The sequence below is a fragment of the Isoptericola sp. NPDC055063 genome, assembly GCF_053608125.1.
This window is the reverse complement of record NZ_JBSGUW010000009.1, coordinates 139,257-160,141: the sequence shown is the minus strand read 5'-3', so window position 1 is coordinate 160,141 and position 20,885 is coordinate 139,257. Positions and strand designations below refer to the sequence as shown.

Annotated in this window: 13 protein-coding genes; 5 read left to right on the top strand and 8 right to left on the bottom strand. The window is 76.1% G+C overall.

Going from position 1 to position 20,885, the window contains the following annotated elements:
- Positions 1–101: 101 nt before the first annotated feature.
- The 3 genes from ACWF41_RS12795 to ACWF41_RS12785 all read right to left on the bottom strand — a co-directional run bounded on the left by ACWF41_RS12795 (position 102) and on the right by ACWF41_RS12785 (position 3,671).
- Positions 102–710, bottom strand: a complete 609-nt coding sequence (locus ACWF41_RS12795) for an NYN domain-containing protein (protein ID WP_380323970.1) — start codon at positions 708–710, stop codon at positions 102–104.
- Positions 711–760: 50 nt separating this feature from the next.
- Positions 761–1,513, bottom strand: coding sequence for a PspA/IM30 family protein (locus ACWF41_RS12790; RefSeq protein WP_380323967.1), 753 nt, complete (start codon positions 1,511–1,513; stop codon positions 761–763).
- 97 nt (positions 1,514–1,610) lie between these two features.
- Complete coding sequence (locus tag ACWF41_RS12785; RefSeq protein WP_380323964.1) at positions 1,611–3,671, bottom strand: TPM domain-containing protein; 2,061 nt, start codon at positions 3,669–3,671, stop codon at positions 1,611–1,613.
- A gap of 101 nt (positions 3,672–3,772) precedes the next feature.
- Here ACWF41_RS12785 and ACWF41_RS12780 point away from each other — a divergent pair, with 101 nt between their 5' ends.
- Complete coding sequence (locus ACWF41_RS12780; RefSeq protein ID WP_380323961.1) at positions 3,773–8,440, top strand: GH92 family glycosyl hydrolase; 4,668 nt, start codon at positions 3,773–3,775, stop codon at positions 8,438–8,440.
- Here ACWF41_RS12780 and ACWF41_RS12775 read toward each other — a convergent pair.
- The 4 genes from ACWF41_RS12775 to ACWF41_RS12760 form a co-directional block, all read right to left on the bottom strand.
- Complete coding sequence (locus ACWF41_RS12775; RefSeq protein WP_380323958.1) at positions 8,437–9,435, bottom strand: TIGR03557 family F420-dependent LLM class oxidoreductase; 999 nt, start codon at positions 9,433–9,435, stop codon at positions 8,437–8,439. The genes ACWF41_RS12780 and ACWF41_RS12775 overlap by 4 nt on opposite strands.
- A gap of 52 nt (positions 9,436–9,487) precedes the next feature.
- Complete coding sequence (locus ACWF41_RS12770) at positions 9,488–11,176, bottom strand: DNA repair helicase XPB (protein WP_380323955.1); 1,689 nt, start codon at positions 11,174–11,176, stop codon at positions 9,488–9,490.
- Positions 11,177–11,280: 104 nt separating this feature from the next.
- Positions 11,281–13,743 (bottom strand): helicase-associated domain-containing protein, encoded by a 2,463-nt coding sequence (locus tag ACWF41_RS12765; protein ID WP_380323952.1) that lies wholly within the window; start codon positions 13,741–13,743, stop codon positions 11,281–11,283.
- A 112-nt stretch (positions 13,744–13,855) separates the two neighbouring features.
- Positions 13,856–14,779 carry an NAD-dependent epimerase/dehydratase family protein gene (locus ACWF41_RS12760; protein ID WP_380321994.1) on the bottom strand — a complete coding sequence of 308 codons (924 nt, stop codon included), beginning with the start codon at positions 14,777–14,779 and terminating at the stop codon, positions 13,856–13,858.
- A gap of 122 nt (positions 14,780–14,901) precedes the next feature.
- Between ACWF41_RS12760 and ACWF41_RS12755 the strand changes: the two genes are divergently transcribed.
- The 4 genes from ACWF41_RS12755 (at position 14,902) to ACWF41_RS12740 (ending at position 20,389) form a co-directional block, all read left to right on the top strand.
- A complete protein-coding gene (locus ACWF41_RS12755) occupies positions 14,902–15,615 on the top strand; it encodes a TetR/AcrR family transcriptional regulator (RefSeq protein WP_380321991.1) in 714 nt (237 codons plus the stop codon).
- A 172-nt stretch (positions 15,616–15,787) separates the two neighbouring features.
- A complete protein-coding gene (locus ACWF41_RS12750) occupies positions 15,788–16,171 on the top strand; it encodes a cold-shock protein (RefSeq protein ID WP_380321988.1) in 384 nt (127 codons plus the stop codon).
- 64 nt (positions 16,172–16,235) lie between these two features.
- The gene (locus ACWF41_RS12745; RefSeq protein WP_380321985.1) at positions 16,236–17,153 is read left to right on the top strand and encodes a DUF3027 domain-containing protein; all 918 of its coding nucleotides are present in this window, start codon (positions 16,236–16,238) and stop codon (positions 17,151–17,153) included.
- Entirely contained in the window at positions 17,150–20,389 is a 3,240-nt protein-coding gene (locus tag ACWF41_RS12740) for a sacsin N-terminal ATP-binding-like domain-containing protein (RefSeq protein ID WP_380321982.1), read from the top strand. Before ACWF41_RS12745 ends, ACWF41_RS12740 begins: the two co-directional genes overlap by 4 nt.
- Before the next feature lie 8 nt (positions 20,390–20,397).
- Here the strand turns inward: ACWF41_RS12740 and ACWF41_RS12735 are convergent, their stop codons facing one another.
- On the bottom strand, positions 20,398–20,655 hold the full coding sequence (locus tag ACWF41_RS12735; RefSeq protein ID WP_380321979.1) for a DUF2530 domain-containing protein: 258 nt from the start codon (positions 20,653–20,655) through the stop codon (positions 20,398–20,400).
- Between the last annotated feature and the right edge of the window lie 230 nt (positions 20,656–20,885).

The window sequence follows — 20,885 nt, the reverse complement described above, 5'->3', positions numbered from 1 at the left end:
CACCCCCTCCTAAAAAAGGCTCCTTACCCCTGGTGTTCGGGGGGGTTTTTTTTCCCGTTTGTTCGGGCAACAAAACCCCCCACACCCCCCGCTCACAGCGGTCAGATGTAGCGCAGCGGGTCGAACTCGTCGAGCGGGATGATCCGCACGCGCGGCAGCGAGGTGGTGAACGCGTCGGCGTCGCCCTCGAGGTCGAACATCTGCAGGCCGCGCTCGGTGAGCTGCGTGAATTGCCCGTTGACGAACTCGCGGAACGCCAGGAGGCCGACGCGGCGCTCGCCGCCGAGCAGCGCGTCGATCTGGGGCAGGAAGTCGCCGTCGTGGCTGGCGAGGAGGACGTCGCCGTCCCGGTCCGCCAGGGCCTCCAGGGTGCGCTGGATACCGACGTCGACGACCTTCTCCGTACCGGACGACGCCAGGGGGATCGGCTTGTAGCCCATCGCCAGGAGCGCCTGCACGAAGGCCATCGGCATCTGCCCGCTGCTCGCGTTGAGGAAGAACAGCGGGACGACGTCCTGCTCCCACAGCTTCTGCGCGAACGCGGAGATGCGGTCCCAGCGGGGCCGCTCCTCCGGGTTGGGGCGCCGACCCAGCACGTTCATGCCCAGGGTGGCGTCGATGTTCTCGCCGTCCACCAGGAGGTAGGTGCGGCGCCCGGCGGGCTCGACAGGAGCGGGCGCGGGGCCCGGGGCGGTGAAGGCGGGGGACATGCGGACCAGCGTATCCGCCCGCCCTCACCCGGGCGGTCAGGCGGGCTCCGTCAGGCGGGGTCGGCCGGGGAGATCTGCGGCGCCGCGGAGCCGCCGGCCTTGAGGGCGGCGAGCCGGGCCTCGAGCTCGATGTCCTGGCCGGAGGCCTCCAGCTCGGCGAACTGCGCGTCCAGGGACGACGCCGCGACCTCGGCCTGGCCCATCGCCATGGCCTCCTCGCGGCGCACGGTCTCCTCGTAGCGGGCCAGCTCGCTGGTCGGGTCGAGCACGTTGATCGAGCTGATCGCGCCCTGCACGGTCTGCTGCGCCTGCGCCGCCTTCTGGCGGGCCACGAGCTGGTCGCGCCTGGACTTCAGCTCGCCGAGCTTGTCCTTCATCGCCGCGAGGCCGGTCTTGAGCTTGTCGACGGTGACGCGCTGCTGCTCGATCATCGGCTGCGCGGTCCGGACGTCGGTCTCGGCGTCGAGCTGCTTGCGCAGCGCCACCTTGGCGAGGTTGTCGAACTTGTCCGCGTCGGCCGTGTTGCCGGCGGCGCGGTACTCGTCGGCCTTGCGCGACGCGGCCAGGGCCTTGGTGCCCCACTCGCTCGCCGCCTGGACGTCCTCGTTGTAGTCCTGCTCGGCGAGGCGCAGGTTGCCGATGGTCTGCGCGATCGCCTGCTCGGCCTCGGCGATGTTGTTCGTGTAGTCGCGCACCAGCTGGTCGAGCATCTTCTGCGGGTCCTCGGCCCGGTCCAGCAGCGCGTTGATGTTGGCCTTAGCGAGCTGGCTGATACGCCCGAGGATGCTCTGCTTCTGCGTCATGGTCGTGCTTCCTTCCGTCGCCCTGCTGCGGTGATGTTCGAGGTCGCTGCCTGCCAGAACGCCCGTCGCCCCGGCCGAGTTCCGTGTCGGTCCGTCGTCAGAAGCGGCCCCCGCGCGATCGTCCGCCGCGCCCGCCGGCCCCGCGACCGCTGCCGCCGCCGAACCCGCCGCCGCCGAAGCCCCCGCCGAACCCGCCGCCGTAGCCCCTGCGCCGACGGCCGCCGACGCCGCCTCCGATGCCGCCGCCGGAGCCGCGCAGCACCTGGTCGAGCAGGATGCCGCCGAGCACCATCCCGCCCACGTTCGAGCCGCCGGAGCGCCCGCCCTGGTTCATGTCCCAGGACCGCGTGTCCTGCTCGGCGAGCCGCGCCGCCTGGCCCGCGTACCGCTCGGCGAGCTGCGCGCGCTCGAGGGCGGCGGCCGGGTCCTGGGTCTGCAGGCCCTGCGCCTCGGCGACGAGGCGGGCCGCCTCCGCGAGGCGGGTGCGCGCCTCCGGCCCGACGGCGCCCCGGCGCGTGGCGACGTAGTCCTGGGTGGCGCGGACCTGCGAGTCGACGCGGCCCAGCGTGTCCCGCAGGAGGGCGCGGGCGCGCGCGTCCGACTCCGCCTTCTCCCGGGCGGGCGCCAGCGCGGCGTCCAGCGCCGCCTCGGCCGCGGTGAGGCGGTGCAGCGCGGACAGCGGGTCGCCGCCGGTGCGTGCGTCGCGCGCCTGCGCCATGGCCGCCTCGGCCTCCGTGAGCGCGGCGGCGACGGCGGCCCGGTCCGTCCCCTCGGGGGCCGTGCTGCCGGTGGGGACGAGGCGGGCCGCGTCGGCCACGTCCTGCCCGATCGAGGCGAGGCCCTTGTCGAGGTCGGCGCCCGCGGACGCGAGCCGCGCCCCCGCCGAGTCGACGGCGTCCAGCAGCGTGGCGGCCTGCCCGAGGGCGTTCTGCGCGGCACGCAGGTGCGCGACGGCCGCGGACCGGGTGCGGCCGGTGAGCGCGGCGCGCCCGGTGGTCACGGCCTCGCGGGCGTGCGCGACCAGCGCCGTCGCCTGCTCCGGGTTGCCGCTCACCGACGCGAGCGCCGTCGACGGGTAGGTGGCCGCGAGCCCGGCGAGGGTCTCTCGGGCCACGGCGACCCGGGCCTCGATCTCGCCGGCGCGCTGCTCGGTCTCGTCCAGGAGCTCGGGGGCGCGCTGCTGGAGCGCGCGCAGCTCGTCGAAGGCGTCGGTCTGCGCGTCGAGCGACGTGCCGGCCCGCTCGCACAGCCGTAGGACGCCGGCCAGCAGCTCGCGTCGCCGCGGCTCGTCCTCGGGCACGTCGTCGTCCAGCTCCTGGCGCAGGTGGAAGGCCTGCGCGACGTCGTCCTTGGCCGCTTCGAGCGCGGCCGCGAACTCCTTGGTGGCCTCGAGCCCGAACTCGGCCTGCGCGAACCCGAGCTCCTGCTCCGAGGTGCGCACGGCGTCGTCGATCCCGACGAGGGCGGTCCCGACCCGACGTTCCAGCTCCTCCGTGGGCAGCGCGGCGAGCGCGTCCGCCGGGGCGGCCGGTCCCGCCGGCGCCGCGGCTGTGCGACGGGAGCGGAACCAGAGCCAGCCGCCCACGACGACGATCACCAGGAGGCCGACGCCGAAGATCGCTCCCCAGGGCGCGCCCCCGCCGGTCGCCGTCGTGCCGCCCGTGCGCACGGTGTCCGCCGCGGCGATCGCGGCGCCGGCCCAGTCGCCGTCGCGCAGGTGGTCCTCGACCGTCTCCTCGACGGCGTCGAGCTGCGCGTCGGTGATGGCGGCGTTGTTGTCCACCGACAGCCCGTACGCGTCGTCCTCGGTCGCGACGGCGAGGAGCAGGTCGTTCGCGCCCAGCCCGCCGTTGTTCGCCGTGGCGTTCGCCCAGGTCGGGCCGTCGGCGCCGTCGAACGAGTCCACGTAGACCACGAACAGCTGGTACGGCGTCTCGTCCGCGAGGGCGTCGAGCGCGGTCTGCACCTGCGTCTCGTCGGCGGTGTCGAGCACCCCTGCCTGGTCGGTGATCTCGCTGGGGAGCTCGGTCAGCGGGGGGACGGCGGAGGCGGTGGCGGCGGGCAGGACGGTGGCGGCGGACGCCAGCGCCAGGGCCAGCACGCACGCGCCGACGGCCACGGCACCGCGGTGCCGGGCGGCAGGAGCAGGGGGATTCACGCCCCGATCGTGTCGCGCCGCCCCGGGCGACGCAATCGCGGTCCGGGCCGGGGTGCGACCGACCGTTGACCGCCCGGTCGTCGCTCCGTATCATCCGTCCCATGACAGCGCTGTCGAGCGGCCGCTCGGCCCCCACGCCCCGCCGCACCTCCCCGGCCCCACATCTCCGTCGGATCGCCGTCCCCACGGCTCTCGCCCTGCTGGCGTCGGCGGTCGTCGCGCCCCTCGCCGCGCCGGCGAGCGTCGCGCAGGAAGAAACGGGGACCGACTACACGCGGTTCGTCAACCCGTTCATCGGGACGCAGGGCGACCACGGTCAGGACGGCCCGGGTGCCATCGCCCCGTACGGCCTCGCCACCGTCACCCCGACGACGACGCCCGGCAACCACGTCGGCTACGAGTACACGGCGGACACGCTCCGGGGCTTCACGAACGTCGCGCTCGACGGCGTCGGCGGCGGGGGCGGCGCCGGCGACGTGCTGGTGGTGCCGACCTACCGGACCTACACCTCACGGCCCGCCACGAGCAGCTACGACAAGGCGATCCGCACGGCCGACGGCGCCAAGGACGAGTCCGCGACCGCGGGGTACTACCGCGTGGGGCTCGACGAGTCCGGAAAGGACATCGACGCGCAGGTGACCGCCGCGACGCGGACCGGCGTGCACGACTACGCCTTCGGCTCCGCAGGCCACGCGTCGCTCGTCGTCGACCTCCAGCACACCGGCAACGGGCGCCGGGCGACCGACCTGGAGGTCGGCACGAGCCCCGAGGGCAACACCACGCTCTCCGGCTCGTTCACCGGCTACTTCTACAACTCCGCGTACAAGCTCTACTACTACGCGGAGACGACCGTCCCGACGTCGTCGGTCCAGACCTGGGGGAGCGGCGGGCTGAGCGGCACGCGCACCTCGCAGGACGGCACCGACATCGGCGCGGTCCTGAACTTCGACGCGGCGGCGGGCGAGCACGTGGGCCTGCGGGTCACCCTTTCGCCCGTCAGCGCCAGGCAGGCGGAGCGCGACGCGGCCGTGGAGGTCGGTGGCAAGACGTTCGACCAGGTCCGCAGCGCGACCAAGGCCGAGTGGAACGACCGGCTGGGCAAGGTCGACGTCGACGCGAGCACCACGAACGACCCGACCGGCGACCTCGAGACCCAGCTCTACACGCACCTGTACCGCCTCGCCGACACCCCGATGAACGCCACGTCGACCGACGGGACGTACCGCGGCGCCGACGGTGTGATCTACCGCGCGGAGGGCTACACCCACTACGACTCCTGGTCGCTGTGGGACGACTTCCACAAGTACGCGGCGGTGGCGTCGGTGTACCCCGACGTCTACCGGGACGTCGTCCAGTCGCTCGTCGACCTGTACGCCGAGGTCGGGACCAGCGGCAAGAGCGTGGGCAGCCTGCTGCAGTCGGTGCCGACGGTCCGGTGGGAGCGTGCGCCGGTCGTCGTCGCCGACGCCATCTCCAAGGGCGCGCAGCTCCAGGGGCTCGCGCAGGCGTACCCCGCGCTCGTCGCCCAGGTCGGCGGCCCGGCCAGCCTGACCAACCTCGACTCGCGCGCGGGCGGCCTGCTCGGCTACTCCTACGACGCGTACGGCCTGTCCGTGATCGCCGACGCGATCGGCAGGACGTCCGACGCCGACCGTTACCGCACCGAGGCCGCGCGGTGGGCGAAGGCGTACGACGCCGACGCCCTGACCGACGACGCGCGCGCGAAGGCCGCGACCGGCGCCGCCGCCGGCGTGGACCAGGTCGGGCTGCTGATGCCGCGCTCGTCGAACAGCGACGCCGCGGGCTTCACCGCCACGGACCCCGAGAAGTGGCAGGCCGCGGGCCTCTACCAGGGCACGCTGTGGCAGTACGCCTGGTACGACGCGCAGGACCTCGGCGGCATGGTCGAGCTGATGGGCGGCAAGCAGCAGGCCGCGAAGGCCGTGAACTACTTCTTCGGCACGTACACCGACGACTGCTCCCGCAACCTGCACCTGTACGCCAACGAGATCTCGGTGCACGCGCCGTTCCTGTTCAACTACGTCGGCGACCCGGCGCAGACGCAGGACCTCACCTACCGCACGGTCACCGAGCCGGTGTGCACCCGCTACACGGCCGACGGCTCGTCGACCACGGCGTCGAAGAAGCGGGTCTACCAGAACACGCCCGACGGCATGCTGGAGACCATGGACAACGACGCCGGGACGATGTCCGGCTACTTCGTGTCCAGCGCGCTCGGCCTGTACCCGGTGATGGCGGGCGGCGACACGTTCCAGATCACGTCGCCGATCTTCGACCGGACGACGGTGCACTACCCGGGGGGCAAGGACCTCGTCATCGAGGCCCCTGGCGTCAGCACGGCGAACCACTACATCCAGGACGCGACGCTGAACGGGGTGCCGCTGCACCGCACGTGGCTCACCGCGGCGGAGATGAACGCGGGCGGCGTCCTGCACTTCACCATGGGCGCGACGCCCTCGTCGTGGGGCGCCGACGGCGTCGCCGAGGACTCCGTGGTCGACCACGTCCCCAGCTCCCTGTACCGTCCGGACGACGCCGTCTCGACGTCGTCGCGCGTGTTCGAGGAGTCGGACGCGAACGACGGCTCCGTCGACGGGGCGGTGTCCGTCCGGGTGAGCGGCACGACGCTCGCCGGCGCGGTCGGCGCCGACGTCACGGCGCAGGTCCGGGCTGCGGGGGTGCCGAAGGGGCTGCGGCTGCGCGCGACGAAGACCGGGGACGCCACGCTCGACCTCACCCTCGAGGGCCGGGCCGCGCGGCACCTCGTCGACGACTCGACCGACGACCTCGAGGTCACCCTCGCGGCCGACGCGTTCGCCGGCACCGCGCCGTCCGCGGCCGACCGGGAGCTCACGCTCCGGGTCCGCTTCGACGGGTACACGCTGACGCCGAGCACCACGACGCTCACCGCCGACGCGAAGGGCGCCGTCAAGAGCACGGTCGACCTGACGCTCGCAGGCGGTGCGACGTTCGCCGGCAAGAACCGCCCCGCGCTCCAGGGCGCCATCACGTTCCCCGGCCTCGACGACGGCGTGACCGCGCAGGTCGCGCGGACCGGCGACACGACGGCGGAGGTCACGTTCAAGGGCAGGTTGCGGAGCGCCACGAGCACGCACTTCACGGTGCGCCTGACCGACGACGCCCTCCGGGGGGCCACGGCCGCCCAGGTCACCGGCGCCGGCACGACGGCCCTCGACCCGTTCGCGATCTCGCCCGCGACGTCCACCCGCGCGGACCTGCGGGCTCTCGTCGACGACGCGCGCCTCGTGACCGCCGACCGCTACTCCGCGGCGTCGTTCGACGCCCTCGGTTCGGCCCTCACGGACGCGGAGTCGGTGCTGGGCGACGACGACGCGACGGAGTACGCGCTGGCCTCGGCGCTCGCCGTGCTCCGGGCCGCCGTGGACGGGCTCGAGATCGCCGGCGACGGCTACCGGGTGCTGCAGGCGGAGGACGACGACCAGTGGTCCGGCGGCACGCTGAAGACGGAGGGCGGCGGCAGCGGCACGGTCGTCGGCGGCATCGCGCCCGGCTCGTGGCTGGCGTTCCGGGGCCTCGACCTCTCCGGCGCCCCGCTCGACTCCGTGACGATCGACTACTCCCACAACCCGGGGACGGCGTCGGCCGGCTCCGCCGTGGAGCTGCGCACCGGCTCGCCGACGGGCCCGCTCGTCACGACGGTCGCGCTGCCCACGACGAACGGGTGGTCCAACTACACCGCGCTGACGCACACGTTCACGCAGGAGGAGGCCGCGCGGCTCGACGGCGCCGAGGACGTCTACTTCGTCTTCACCGGCGCGCTCGCCCCGGGCCAGAGCTGGGTCGCGAACGTCGACTGGTTCCAGTTCGCGGCGGAGGCCGACGCGGTCGCGACGTCGACCAAGGTCCAGTTCGAGTCGGTCCGCAGCGGCTACGGCTCGCTGGGGGCGGCGGACTCCGGGCTCGTGGCCGGCACCGACTTCGTGGGCGCCGACCTCAAGACGGAGGCCGGCTCGGTGGGCGGGCAGCTCGCCGGGACGAAGGACGGCGCGTGGGTCCGATACCCGGCCGTGGACCTCGGCACGCACCGCGCCGCCTCGGTCAGCATCCGCTACGACGCGCCGTCGACCAAGGTGTCCGGGGGCAGCCTCGACCTCTACGCGGACTCGATGTCCGGCGACCCGCTCGTCACAGTCCCGCTCGCACCCACGGGGTCGGGCTGGGGCACCTACGCGACGACGACCGTCCCGCTCCCCGAGGAGCTCACGGGCAGCCACGCCATCTATGTCGCCCTGCACAGCGCGCCCACCGCGAGCCAGCCCTACGTGGGCAACCTCGACTGGTTCGAGCTCGGGTACGCCGTCGACAAGACCGCCCTGCACGCGGCGGTCGCCCGGTACGGCGACCTCACCGCCGACGCCGACCTCTACCTCGCCGCCGACTGGGCCGTGTTCGCGCGGGCCCTCGCCGCGGCGAAGGCCGCCGACGCGGACGCCGACGCCACGGCCGGCGAGGTCGCGGAGGCCCTGCGCGTGCTCACCGCGTCGGGCGACCAGCTGCGGTGGAAGGTCGTCAAGCAGGTGGACGCGCTGCTGTCCCGGGCCGAGGCGGTCGACCCGGACGACGTGACGGCCGCGTCGTACGCCCGGCTGCAGCGCGCGGTCGCGGACGCCGAGGCGCTCGACCCGGCGACGAGCAGCCATGACGCCTGGGAGGCCGCGCTGTCCGGCCTGGAGCGGGCCTACGACGGGCTACGGGGCCGCCGCTAGTCCGAGGTGTCCGAGGGCGCCGCGGCGCGCAGTGCCTCGAGGAGCGGCCCGGCGGCCTCCTCGAGGAACTGCGCCTGGCGCTCGTCGCCGATCTGCACCAGGGCGAGGTCGGTGAAGCCCGCCTCCCAGTAGGCGGAGGCCGCCTCGACCACCGCGTCCAGGTCGGGCCCGCAGGGGATGGCCTCCGCCACGTCCTCCGGGCGGACGAAGGCCGTGGCCCGCTCGAACGCCTCGGTCGTGGGGAGGTTCGCGTTCACCGGCCAGCCGAGGCCGAACCAGCGGAACTGCTCGTGCGCGCGGGCGACGGCGGCGTCCTTGTCCGGGTCCCACGAGACCGGCATCTGGCCGATCTTCCGCGACGGGGGGAGCGCCCCGTCCGCGCGGACGGCGTCCCACCGCTCGACCAGGTCGGCCTTCGGCTCGGTCGCCACGAGGTGGTCTGCCAAGGGCGCGAGATGCTCGACGGACTGCGGGCCGGAGACCGCCACCCCGATCTCGACCGGCTCGTCGGGCAGGTCCCACAGCCGCGCCGAGTCGACCTGGAAGTGGTCGCCGCGGTAGCTGATCAGGTCGCCCGTGAACAGCGCGGAGACGATCTCGACCGCCTCCGCCAGGAGCTCGTGCCGCTCGTCCACCGCGGGCCATCCCGCCCCGACGACGTGCTCGTTGAGGTTCTCACCGGCGCCGAGCCCCAGGGTGAACCGGCCGTCCGAGAGCAGCCCCACGGTGGCGGCTTTCTGCGCCACCACGGCGGGGTGGTACCGCAGGGTCGGGCAGGTCACGTACGTCATCAGCCCGACGCGGTCGGTCGCGTGGGCCACCGCCCCGAGCACGCTCCACGCGTAGGGGGAGTGGCCCTGCGCGGGAAGCCACGGGAAGTAGTGGTCGCTCATGACCTCGAAGTCGAAGCCGGCCCGCTCGCCCCCCGTCGCGTACTCGACGAGGCTCTTCGGGCCGGCCTGCTCGGTCATCAAGGTGTAGCCGAAACGGGTCATGCGGCCACCGTGCGACGGCGGCCGCATGCCCGCACGCCGTCGACGGGCCGGACTACCTCGCGGCGTCGGGAGCCTCGAGGTCCTCCGCGTCGACGATGCGGTACGCGTACCCCTGCTCGGCGAGGAACCGCTGCCGGTGGGCGGCGAAGTCCTGGTCGACCGTGTCGCGGGCGACGACGGCGTAGAAGTGCGCCGTCCGGCCGTCGGCCTTGGGACGCATGACGCGCCCCAGCCGCTGCGCCTCCTCCTGGCGGGAGCCGAACGACCCGGACACCTGGATCGCGACGGACGCCTCCGGCAGGTCGATGGAGAAGTTCGCGACCTTGGAGACCACGAGCCGGCCGATCTCGCCGGAGCGGAACGCCTCGAACAGGCGCTGGCGCTCGCGGACCGTCGTCGCGCCCGTGATGAGCGGCGCGTCGAGGTGCGCGCTGAGCTCCTCCAGCTGGTCGAGGTACTGGCCGATGACGAGCACCTGGTCGTCCGGGTGCTGCGCCACGATCCGCTCCACCACGCGGTTCTTGCCGGGTGCGCACGCGGCGAGCCGGTACTTGTCCTCCGGCTCGGCCGTCGCGTACACCATCCGCTCGTGCTCGGGCAGGGTGAGCCGCACCTCGACGCAGTCGGCGGGGGCGATGTAGCCCTGCGCCTCGATGTCCTTCCACGGGGCGTCGTAGCGCTTGGGGCCGATGAGGCTGAACACCTCGTCCTCGCGGCCGTCCTCGCGCACCAGGGTGGCGGTGAGGCCGAGGCGACGGCGCGCCTGCAGGTCCGCCGTCATGCGGAAGATCGGCGCGGGCAGCAGGTGCACCTCGTCGTAGAGGATGAGGCCCCAGTCGCGGGCGTCGAGCAGCTCGAGGTGGCTGTACACGCCCTTCCGCTTGGTGGTGAGCACCTGGTAGGTGGCGATGGTGACGGGCTTGATCTCCTTGCGGGAGCCCGAGTACTCGCCGATCTCGTCCTCGGTGAGGGTGGTGCGGCGCACCAGCTCGTCGCGCCACTGGCGTGCGCTGACGGTGTTGGTCACGAGGATGAGCGTGGTGGTCCCGCTCTTCGCCATCGCGCCCGCGCCGACGATCGTCTTGCCGGCGCCGCAGGGCAGCACGACGACGCCCGAGCCGCCGTGCCAGAACCCGTCCACGGCCTGCGCCTGGTACGGGCGCATCTCCCACTCCTTGGGCTGCTCCGTGGGCGTGCGCGGGTGGGTGGGGGAGGCGAGGGCGATCTCGTGCTTCTCGCCGTCGACGTAGCCGGCGAGGTCCTCCGCGGGCCAGCCCAGCTTCACCAGGACCTGCTTGAGGTGGCCACGTTCGGACGGGTGCACGACGACGGTCTGGTCGTCGACGCGCTCGCCGACCAGGCCGGCGGTGCGCTTGGACTTCAGCACCTCGGCGAGCACGGCGCGGTCGCTGGCCTCCAGCACGAGGCCGTGCGTGGGGTGGGTCGCGAGCGTGAGGCGGCCGTAGCGGCCCATCGTCTCGGCGACGTCGATCAGCAGCGCGTGCGGCACCGGGTACCGCGAGTACTCGATGAGCGTGTTCACGACCTGCTCCGCGTCGTGCCCGGCGGCGCGCGCGTTCCACAGCCCCAGGCTCGTGAGGCGGTAGGTGTGCACGTGCTCCGGCGCACGCTCCAGCTCCGCGAACGGCGCGATGGCGCGGCGGGCGTCGTCGGCGCGGGGGTGGTCCACCTCCAGCAGGATGGACTTGTCGCTCTGCACGATCAGCGGGCCGTCTGGCATGCGGTTCCTTCCGGGTGGCGATCGGGTGGGTGGCGATCCAGGGTGTCAACGCCGCGGGCGGGCGCGGTTGTTCCGGCTCACGGTGCGGAGCGGTCCGGGGCTGGTCAGCCGTCCACCGGCTCGACGGCGGCGATGCGGTGCACGGCGACGGTGAGCTCCGCCTCGCGCGCCGGGTCCAGCGCGCGCAGCCGTCCGCCGTCGAGCCGCAGCGGCTTGAGCGCCCGCCGCTCGAGGCCGCCCGACGCGCCGACCATCTCGATCCACACGAGGTGGCCGTCGCGCAGCGCGTCGTGCAGGGTGGCGAGCGCGTCGCCGGGCTCGGTCGTGCGGGGCCGGCCGTTCGGGGCGCGCGGCGTCGCCGCCGGGGAGGACGTGACGGGCGGCGGCACGACCGGGTCCGCCCGGCGCCCGGCCAGGCGGTCGACGGCCGTCTCGTCGCCCGAGTCGGCGGCACGCAGGCGCGCGACCAGGCTCGCTCGGGCGTCGTCGGTCGTCGCCTCCGGCTCGGCGACCGGCCCGCGGCGCGCGTCCCGGGCGGCCCGGTCGAGGCGGGGCAGCCGGCGCAGGCGGGTGCTGAGCACGCGGCCGTCGGGCCCCTCGACCGCTGACAGCAGCCCGCGGGCGCGCAGCGCGTCGTGCAGCTCGACGGCGGGGACGGCGGCGGCGAGCACCGTGGGCGCCAGGCGCACCAGGCCGAGGTGGGCGAGCCGCGGGTCCGCCGCGAGCCCGGCGAGCACCGCGGGGTCCGCGGCGCGCACGTACGACCCGGCCGAGCCGACCCGCAGCGACTCGTGCCGGCGCGCCGTGTCGCGCACCAGGTACTCCAGCGGCTGCGGGACGGGCACCCGCGACCGCTCGGCGAGCGCGCCGAGCAGCTCGTCGGCCGTGGTGCCGTGGTCGAGGGCCCGCGTGACCGAGGAGGGCGAGAAGCGCACCGTGGTCGCCGCGCCCCGCGACTCCACGTCGGCCGACCGCCCCAGCAGCACGGCGAGCGCCTGCGACGGCCGCCCGGGCACGATGCCGGTGAGGTCGCCCTGCAGCAGCACCTCGTCCACCTCGGCGGGCAGGGCGTCGCGCATCGCCGCCACCAGGTCGGCGGGGGCGAGGTGCACCGGGGTCGGTCGTGCGTCGGACGGGCGGGCGGGGGAGGACAGGTGCGCCCGGAGTGCCGCGCCCGGCCCGGAGAGCGCGCCCGCGCCGGTCGCGCCGAGCAGCGTCGCCTCGGCGAGCAGCCCCGCCACGGCCTGCTCGGGCGGCACGGTGCGCGGGGCGTGCCAGCGCAGCACCGCCATCACGGCGTCCGGGCCCAGGGCCGTCCCGGGCTGCGCGGCGAGCACGTCGAGCACCTGCCGCCGCAGCCGCGGCACCCAGCCGCGGTGCAGGTCCGGGTGCAGCGGCGCCCGAAGGCTCCCCTTCTCGTCGCGCGAGCCGACCAGCCACGGTGTGCGGCGCGACGTCGCCCAGGCCGTCGCCAGGAGGGCCCACCGCTCGGCGTCGTCCATCCCCTCCCACGCGTCGGCGACGGTCGTCGGACGGTACGAGGGCGGGGCGTCGCCGTCGTCGGCCACGACCCCCGCGGCCGCGGCGAGCTCGACGACGAACGCCGCGGACGCCTCGTCGGTGCCGAGGGCCTGCGCGGTGCGGCGCAGGTCGCGCACGCCGAGGCCGCCGCTGCGCAGCACCGGGGGCGCCGTGTCGTCCCACGCGGCGACGAGGAGGTCCACGCGGCGCACCAGCTCGAGCGCGGCGTTCGCGGCCTCCGCGTCGGCGGCCTCCTGCGGCACGGCCGGGCCGTCGGGGCGCGGCGGCGCCAGCTCGGGGGAGCGGTGCGTGCGCCCGCCGCGCAGCGCCAGCCCGACGTCGCGCGGCAGCGTCACGTGCCGGGCGTCCGTGCGCAGCAGCAGGCGCGCGTCCACGAGCGCGTCGACCGCCGTCCGCGCCGTCGTGCCCGGCGCGGGGACGAGGCCGATCGGCGGGCCCCACGCGAGCGCGTCGAGCACCTCGCGGCCGCCGCGGGGCAGGTCGGGTAGGGCGCCGTCGTCCGGCGCCGGACGAGTCTCCGGGCGGACGGGGCCGAGGCCGGCGGGGTGCGGGCCGAGCACGTCGTCCAGCCCGGGCGCCGGGCGCAGGTCGGGATGGCCGGGCTCGCCCGCGTCCCACAGCAGCGCGGCGGTCAGCGCGTCGTCGAGCACGCGCTCGACGGCGGACCCCGCGTCCGCGCCGTCCGCCGTCGCGTCGCCGTCCGCACCGACCGCACGTCGCACGTCGCCGGGAGTCACCGCCCCGACGGGGGCGAGCGCGACGACGGCCTCGAGCGTCTGCAGCGTCCGCGCGTCGGCGTGGGCGAGCGCGCGCTCGAGGGCCGTGCGGCTCGACGCACGGGCGGCGAGGGAGCGCAGCGTGGACGGCGACGGCGTGGCCAGGTCCGGGCGGGCGCGCAGCAGCGCGAGGAGCTCGTCGTCGTCCCGCGCGCGGACCGCCTCGGCGAAGGTGCGGGGCGCGGCCGTGGCGCCGGCGCCGCCCGCGACGTCGGCCTCCGTCGTGCTCCCGGGCGACGTGGTGGCCATCTGATCGATGCTACGCGTCGCCCCCTCCTCGCCGAACAGGCAGTTGACACCGTGATGGGGCCGTGGGAGCGCCCATCACGGTGTCAACTGCCTGTTCGGCAGCAGGGCGGGGTCAGCCGCGGGCGGTGCGGCGGCAGACCTCCTCCCACGGGGTGGGCTCGAGGCCCCAGCGGGCGCGGGCGGCGGAGTCGTCGAGCTGGTACGGGCGCTCCCACTGGTAGATCAGCTCGCGGACCTCGCGCATGAAGGGGGAGACGGCCGCGACGGCGGCCAGGGCGGGGCCGCGCAGCGAGCGGACCCGCACCGGTGGGCGACCGGCGGCGGCGAGGACGTCGGCCAGGGCCTGCGCCTGCGTGCGCGGCGGGTTGCTCGGCACGTGCCAGGTGCGGCCGTGCGCGCCGGGGTCCTCGGCGGCGGCGACCAGGGTGCGTGCGACGTCGCCCACGTCGGTGAACGTGTGCGGCAGGTCGGTGCGGCCCATCATCGTGACGCGCCGCCCGCGCAGCGCCGCGGGCAGCACGCGCGAGACGTGCCCGTTGCCGCCCACCCCGGGGCCGACGTAGTCCGACGCGCGGACCTCGACGACGCCGCGCAGCCGGCCGCCCTCGAACGACCGTCGGGCGTCGGACCACAGCTGCGCGCGCAGCCTGCCCTTGTGGTCGGTGGCGGCGTCGGGGAGGTCCTCCGTCATCGGGCCGTCGACCGGGCCGTAGGGGTAGAGGTTGCCCGTGATCGCGTAGACCGCGCCGGACCGCTCGGCCGCGGCGAGGAACGAGGCGGCGAGCGGGGGCCAGGCGCGCTCCCACTGCGTGTAGTCGCCGGGGTTGGCGCAGTTGTAGAGGACGTCGGCGCCGTCGGCCGCGCGGGCCAGGGCGTCGGCGTCGGTCGCGTCGAGGGCGGCGTGCGCGACGCCGGCGATCCCGGTGTCGCGGCCGGTGCGGGTGACGACGGTGACGTCGGAGCCGCGCGCGGCGAGCAGCGCGGCGGCGTGCCGGCCGACGGGTCCGGCGCCGACGATCAGGTGACGGTCGGTCATGACGGGTGCTCCATTCCGAGAGCGGTGCTCTCTGTCGTGCCGATCGTGGCATGCGCGACGCCGGCTAGCAAGAGCACTGCTCTCGTTTGTGGGCGATGCTCTCGCATGCCAGGGTGGGCCGCATGGCCGACGCCCCCCGCACCGCCCGCGCCCTCGCCCGCGAGACCCTCACCCGCGAGATCCTCGACGCGGCCCGCGCACGCCTCGCGACCGACGGCCCGGCCGCCCTCTCCCTGCGCGCCGTCGCCCGCGACGTCGGGATGGTCTCCTCGGCGGTGTACCGGTACGTGCCGAGCCGCGACGCGCTGCTCACCGCCCTGATCGTGGAGTGCTACGACGAGCTCGGCGCCGCCGTCGAGGAGGCGGACGCCGCGGTCACCGACCAGGACGACGTCGCCGCCCGCTGGCTCGCCGCGTGCCACGCCCTGCGCGACTGGGCCGTGGAGCACCCCGCCGAGCTCGGGCTCCTCTACGGCACGCCCGTGCCCGGGTACGCGGCCCCGCGCGACACCGTCGACCCGGCGACGCGGGTGGTGCGCGTCCTCGTCACGGTCGTGGCGCGCGCCCACGACGCGGGAGCGACCCCGCGGCCCGCGCCGGACGGCGCCCCCGACGTCCGCGACCTCGTGGACCCGGCGCGGCAGTTCGTCGCGGAGCGGGGGATCGTCGCCGACGCGCCCACCGAGCTGGTGACGCGCACGCTCATGGCCTGGACCACGCTGTTCGGCACGGTGTCGTTCGAGCTCTTCGGGCACCTCGTCGGCTCCGTCGAGGACCCCGGGCAGTGGTACGACGCCGTCGCCCGGCGGCTCGCCGCCGACCTCGGGATCTCCTGACCGTCCCCACCGCGCGACGGGAGCGTCGGGCACGGCGGACCGATGCGACGTCGGGCGGCACCGGCCGGTAGCCTGAGCGTCTGGCCGGAGCCGGGCGTGCGCCCGGGCGGCCGGGTCAGGTTCCGCGCACCGGCGCGGTACCGCAGTCGACGACGAGCACGAAGAGGTCCAGGTGCCCACCGGCAAGGTCAAGTGGTACGACGCGGAGCGTGGTTTCGGCTTCATCGCCAGCGAGGACGGCGGGGAGATCTTCCTGCACGCCTCCGCCCTGCCCTCGGACGTCGACGGGGTCAAGCCGGGCGCGCGGGTCGAGTTCGGTGTGGCCGACGGCCGCCGCGGACCCTCGGCACTCTCGGTGACGCTGCTGGACCCGGCCCCGTCGGTGGCGAAGGCCCGGCGCAAGGCGCCGTCGGAGATGGCCGCCATCACCGAGGACCTCATCAAGGTGCTCGACCGCGTCGGCGACCAGCTCAAGCGGGGCAAGTATCCGGACGCCACGGCCGGCAAGCGCGTCGCGACGCTGCTGCGGGCCGTCGCGGACGACCTCGACTCCTGACCGGCGCGCCCGCCCGGTCGAGGGCCCGAGACGAGGACATGACGAGCACGAAGAGGACCACGACATGGTGACCGTTGCCGCAGACGCCCCCGCACGCACGACGCGGGTCAGCTCCCGCGCGCGCAAGGACGCCGTCCTGCTGGGCGCGGTCGACCTGGCCCGCGAGGCCGCGCAGGAGGGTGCGTCGTCGCCGTCGGACGTCGGGGAGCACCTGGGCACCGTCGCCGAGGGTGAGCGCCTCATGTCCCACCGGTTCGCGGCCACGATGCCCGGCTACCGCGGCTGGCACTGGACGGTGACGCTGGCGCGCGTGCCGCGCGGCCGCGTGGCCACCGTGTGCGAGGTCGAGCTGCTGCCCGGCGACGACGCGCTGCTCGCCCCGGCCTGGCTGCCGTGGGCGGAGCGCCTGCGCCCGGGCGACATCGGCCCCGGCGACACGCTGCCGTTCAAGGCGGACGACCCGCGCCTGGAGCCCGGGTGGAAGGCCACCGGCGACGAGGAGCTCGACTCCGTCGCGATCGACGAGCTCGCCCTCGCGCGCGAGCGGGTGCTGTCCCCGCAGGGCCGCGACGAGGCCGCGGAGCGCTGGTACCGCGGGTCGCGCGGGCCGACGGCGCCGGGCGCGGTCGCGTCGCCCGCCGAGTGCATGAGCTGCGGCTTCCTCGTGCCGCTGCAGGGGCCGCTCGGGCAGCTCTTCGGCGTCTGCGCCAACGCGTGGTCGCCCGACGACGGCAAGGTCGTCTCGCTCGACCACGGCTGCGGCGCGCACTCGGAGACCGACGCCCCGCGCCCCCCGAGCGACTGGCCGGCCGACGCGCCGCTCATCGACGAGCTCCGGGTGGAGGCCGTGACGGTCGAGCGCCGGGCTCCGCGGACGGACGCTCCGGCGTCCGCCACCGCCACCGCCATCGACGCCGCCCGCGACGGCACGACCGACGCCGCGGAGGCGGACGCCGCTCCCGAGCGCACCGACGCCGAGTGACGGGCGACGTCTTCGGGACCGTCGCGCTGCGGCACGCGGTCACGGAGGCGTGGCTCGGGTCGGGCACGCGCTTCCGGGAGGACGCGAACGCGGAGGAGGACCACGCCCGCGGCTACTACCGCGACCGCGTGGTGGTGGAGCTCGCGCAGAACGCCCAGGACGCCGCCGCGCGCGCCGGGGTGCCCGGGCGGCTCCGGCTGCGCCTGACCGACCTGCCCGCGGGCGACCCACGCGGCGTCGCGACCCTGGTCGCCGCCAACACCGGCGCCCCGCTGACGGCGGACGGCGTCGCGTCGCTCGCGTCGCTGCGCGCGTCGGCCAAGACCGCGCCCGGCGCCGACGACGGGCCGGACGGGGGTGCTCCCGCTGCCCAGGTCGGCCGGTTCGGCGTCGGCTTCGCCGCGGTGCGCGCCGTGGCCGACGAGGTCACCGTGCGCTCGCGGGGCGGCGGCGTGCGGTTCTCGCTGGCGGCGACGCGCGACCTGCTCGCCGACGTCGCGCCCGCGGGCACGGCCCTGCGCGACGCCGTCGCCGGGCGCGGCGACGACCTGCCCGTGCTGCGGCTGCCGTTCCCCGCGCCCGCGCTGGGCGAGGACGCGGCGGACGACGACGAGGCCTACGACACCCTTGTGGAGCTGGTGCTGCGCGACGCCGCGGCCGTGGACGCGGTGCGCGCGCAGCTCGACGCCCTCGACGACGCGCTGCTGCTGGCCCTGCCCGCGCTCGCCTCGGTGACGATCGATCGTTGTGAGCGGGTGATTGGCCCCGTTGCGGACTCGGAACGGGGCCAAACGTCCGCTCACAGCGACGACGGGGGGACGGCGTCGCGGGTGCTCGCCGACCTCGAGGACCGGTGGGTGGTGCTGCGGCGCTCCGGCGCGGTCGACGAGGACGCCGTCGCGGACCTGCCGCGGGAACAGCGCCGGTCCCGCTGGTCGGTCGCGTGGGCCGTGCGCCGCGACGGCGGCACGGTCCGGGGCGGCGCGGCCGAGGGCGGCGTCCTGCACGCGCCGACGCCCACCGACGTGCCGCTGACGTTCCCCGCGCTGCTCGTGGCGTCGTTCCCCGTGGACCCGGGGCGCCGTCGCGTGCTGCCGGGCGCCCTCACCGACCGGGTCGCGACCGAGGCCGGTCGCGCGTACGCGGACCTGCTGGCCGGGCTCGCGACCGAGCGCGGCGCCGACGTGCTGGAGCTCGTGCCCGGCGGGATGCCGGCCGGCGACCTCGACGCCGCCGTGCGCGACGCCGCGCTGGACGCCCTGCGGTCCGCGCCCCTGCTGCCCGCTCCGCGCGGCACGGAGGAGCCGTCCGACGACGCGATGGCAGCCGGGGCGGTCGCGCCGGCCGACGCCACGGTGCTCGTCGGCGCGGCGGGCGACGACCCGGGGCTCGTGGCCGTGCTGGCCGGCGTCGTGCCCGGCCTCGTCGCCCTGACCACGGCGCAGCAGGGCGTGGCGCGCCGCCTCGGTGCGACGCCCACCACGCTCGCCGACGTCGTCGCGGACCTGCCCGGCGGCCTCCCGCCCGCGCGGTGGCACGCGGTGTGCGCGGCCCTGGAGCTGTACGCCTCCGACCCGGGGCTGCTCGAAGCGCTCGCCGGCGCGCGGGTGCCGCTCGCCGACGGCCGCACGGCGTCCGGGGTGCGCGGCACGGTCGTGCTGCCGGAGGACGACGACGACCCCGCGCTCGCCGCCGTCGCGCGCACCCTCGGCGTGCGGGTGGTGCACCCCGACGCCGCGCACCCGCTGCTGGTCCGCGCGGGCGCCACGTCCACGAGCCCGCGCGCGCTGCTGGACGACCCGGGCGTGCGGGCCCTCGCGCTCGCGGCCTCGGAGGCGCTGCTCGACGGCGCGGCGGACGTGCCCCAGGCGCCGGGCGTCGGCGGGCCGACCCTGGTGGGCCCCGTGGACGTGAGCCCGCGCGAGGTGGTGCAGAACGTGCTGGCGCTGGCCCGGCTCGCGCTCGCGGGCGGCGGCGACGCGTTCCCCTTCTGGCTCGGCGAGCTGCCCGTGCCGACGGAGGACGGCATGCGCCCTGCGCGCGAGGCCGTGCTCCCGGGCTCGTGGGCCGCGGGGATGCCCGGCCTGGCGCCGGTCACGCGCGCCGCGCTCGCGTACTACACGCCTCCGCTGCTGACCGCCGTCGGCGTGCGTGCCGGCGTCGGTGTCTACCGGGTCGCGGACGTCCTCACGCCCGACCCGGCGGACCCCGAGCCGGAGCACGGGCCCGACGACCCGGCCGGCTGGCTCTCCGGCTGGGAGGACTACCTGCGCTACCTCGCCGACCGCGTGGGGCCGGGCGTCGACGTCGGCGACGTGGACGCCGTGGCCGACCTCGACGCGGTCGACGTGCCGAGCGACGAGGACGACGACCAGGCCGACGGCGACCCCTGGGCCGGGGTGCTGGCCGCGCTGGTGGCCGACCCCGACGCCCGCCGGGCCCTCGTGACCCCGGTCGCGGGCGCCCCGTCATACACGGCGTGGTGGCTGCGCGACCGGCTCGGCGCGCCCTTCGCGGCGCACGACGGCGTCCCGCTGCTGCCGCCCCCGCCGCCCGCCGTGGCCGCCCTCGACCCGGAGGCGCGCCGCGCGCTCGGCGTCGTCGACGGCCTCGACCGCCTGGACCCGCTCGACTGGCCGGCCGCGCTGGACCGGCTGCCCGAGCCCGGCACGTCCGTGCCCCTGCCGGTCGCGCTGGGGGTGTGGCGGGGGCTCGCGGGCCTCGCGGTGCGGCTCGCGCCCGGCGCGCGCGCCAGCGCCCTCGACCCGCTCCCGGACCGGCTGCCCGCGCTCGACGCGAGCGACGTCGTCGTGCGCCTGGCCGACGACGTCGAGGTTGCCGGGACCGCCCGCTGGGCCGTGCTCGGCGCGGTGCTGCCGGTGCCCGAGGCCGAGGTGGCCGCCGTCGCGGACCTGCTCGACCTGCCCGTCGTGGGGGAGGACGGCCTGCCGTCTCCCGACGGTCCGGGGGTCGAGCGCGCGCTCGACGAGCGTGTCGCGGCGCTGGACCCCCGCCTGCCGCGCGCGTGGTTCGAGCACGGGCGCCTGTCCGTCGCCGGCGGGCCCGTGCCGTGGTGGGTCGACGCCGAGGGTCGCGCGCACGCCACCGACCGTGCCGGCCTGGCCGCCGCGCTCGCCGACCTGCTGGGGCGGCCCGACCGCGCCGCCCTGCTGGCCACCGTGCTCGCCGCACCGGAGCGCGCCGCCGAGCTGTGGGTCACGACCGCCTGGGGCTGACGGGCGTCTCAGCCCTCGCCGCGGTACTCGTCGCGGTGCCGGCGCTCCCAGAGCAGGCCGGCGCCGCCGAGCAGGATGCCGGCCACGCAGGTCACGACCGCCTCGAGCGTGCCGCGGTCGAGCATGAACATCACGAACGTCGCGACGAGCGCGACCGCCCACAGGCCGATGCCGCCGAGCATCACGCGCCGCAGGTCCACGCGCAGGGGCGGGGGGCCGGGACGGCGCTCCTCGGGATGGGTCAGCAGACGGACGAGCGAGGGCACGGCCCCAGTCTATGGCGCGTCCGTGGCCCCGGGCGGCGATGTCCCCGGGCACCCGGACCATGACGCGGACCGACGGCTGAAGAGTGGGTGAAAGTGCAGGTCAGGGGGTGAAAACGCGCTCGGGTGAAAGGCGGGGTGAAAGGGTCGCCGGGGGGTCACGGTGAGCCCTCCGACGCTCCTACCTTGGTGACGCCGCCGCGCGAGGATGCGGCGGCCGGCCCGGAGGAAGG

Coding starts and splice junctions, on each gene's coding strand:
- ACWF41_RS12795 (WP_380323970.1), bottom strand. CDS start 710: ATGTCCCCCGCCTTCACCGCCCCGGGCCCCGCGCCCGCTCCTGTCGAG.
- ACWF41_RS12790 (WP_380323967.1), bottom strand. CDS start 1,513: ATGACGCAGAAGCAGAGCATCCTCGGGCGTATCAGCCAGCTCGCTAAG.
- ACWF41_RS12780 (WP_380323961.1), top strand. CDS start 3,773: ATGACAGCGCTGTCGAGCGGCCGCTCGGCCCCCACGCCCCGCCGCACC.
- ACWF41_RS12775 (WP_380323958.1), bottom strand. CDS start 9,435: ATGACCCGTTTCGGCTACACCTTGATGACCGAGCAGGCCGGCCCGAAG.
- ACWF41_RS12770 (WP_380323955.1), bottom strand. CDS start 11,176: ATGCCAGACGGCCCGCTGATCGTGCAGAGCGACAAGTCCATCCTGCTG.
- ACWF41_RS12765 (WP_380323952.1), bottom strand. CDS start 13,743: ATGGCCACCACGTCGCCCGGGAGCACGACGGAGGCCGACGTCGCGGGC.
- ACWF41_RS12760 (WP_380321994.1), bottom strand. CDS start 14,779: ATGACCGACCGTCACCTGATCGTCGGCGCCGGACCCGTCGGCCGGCAC.
- ACWF41_RS12755 (WP_380321991.1), top strand. CDS start 14,902: ATGGCCGACGCCCCCCGCACCGCCCGCGCCCTCGCCCGCGAGACCCTC.
- ACWF41_RS12745 (WP_380321985.1), top strand. CDS start 16,236: ATGGTGACCGTTGCCGCAGACGCCCCCGCACGCACGACGCGGGTCAGC.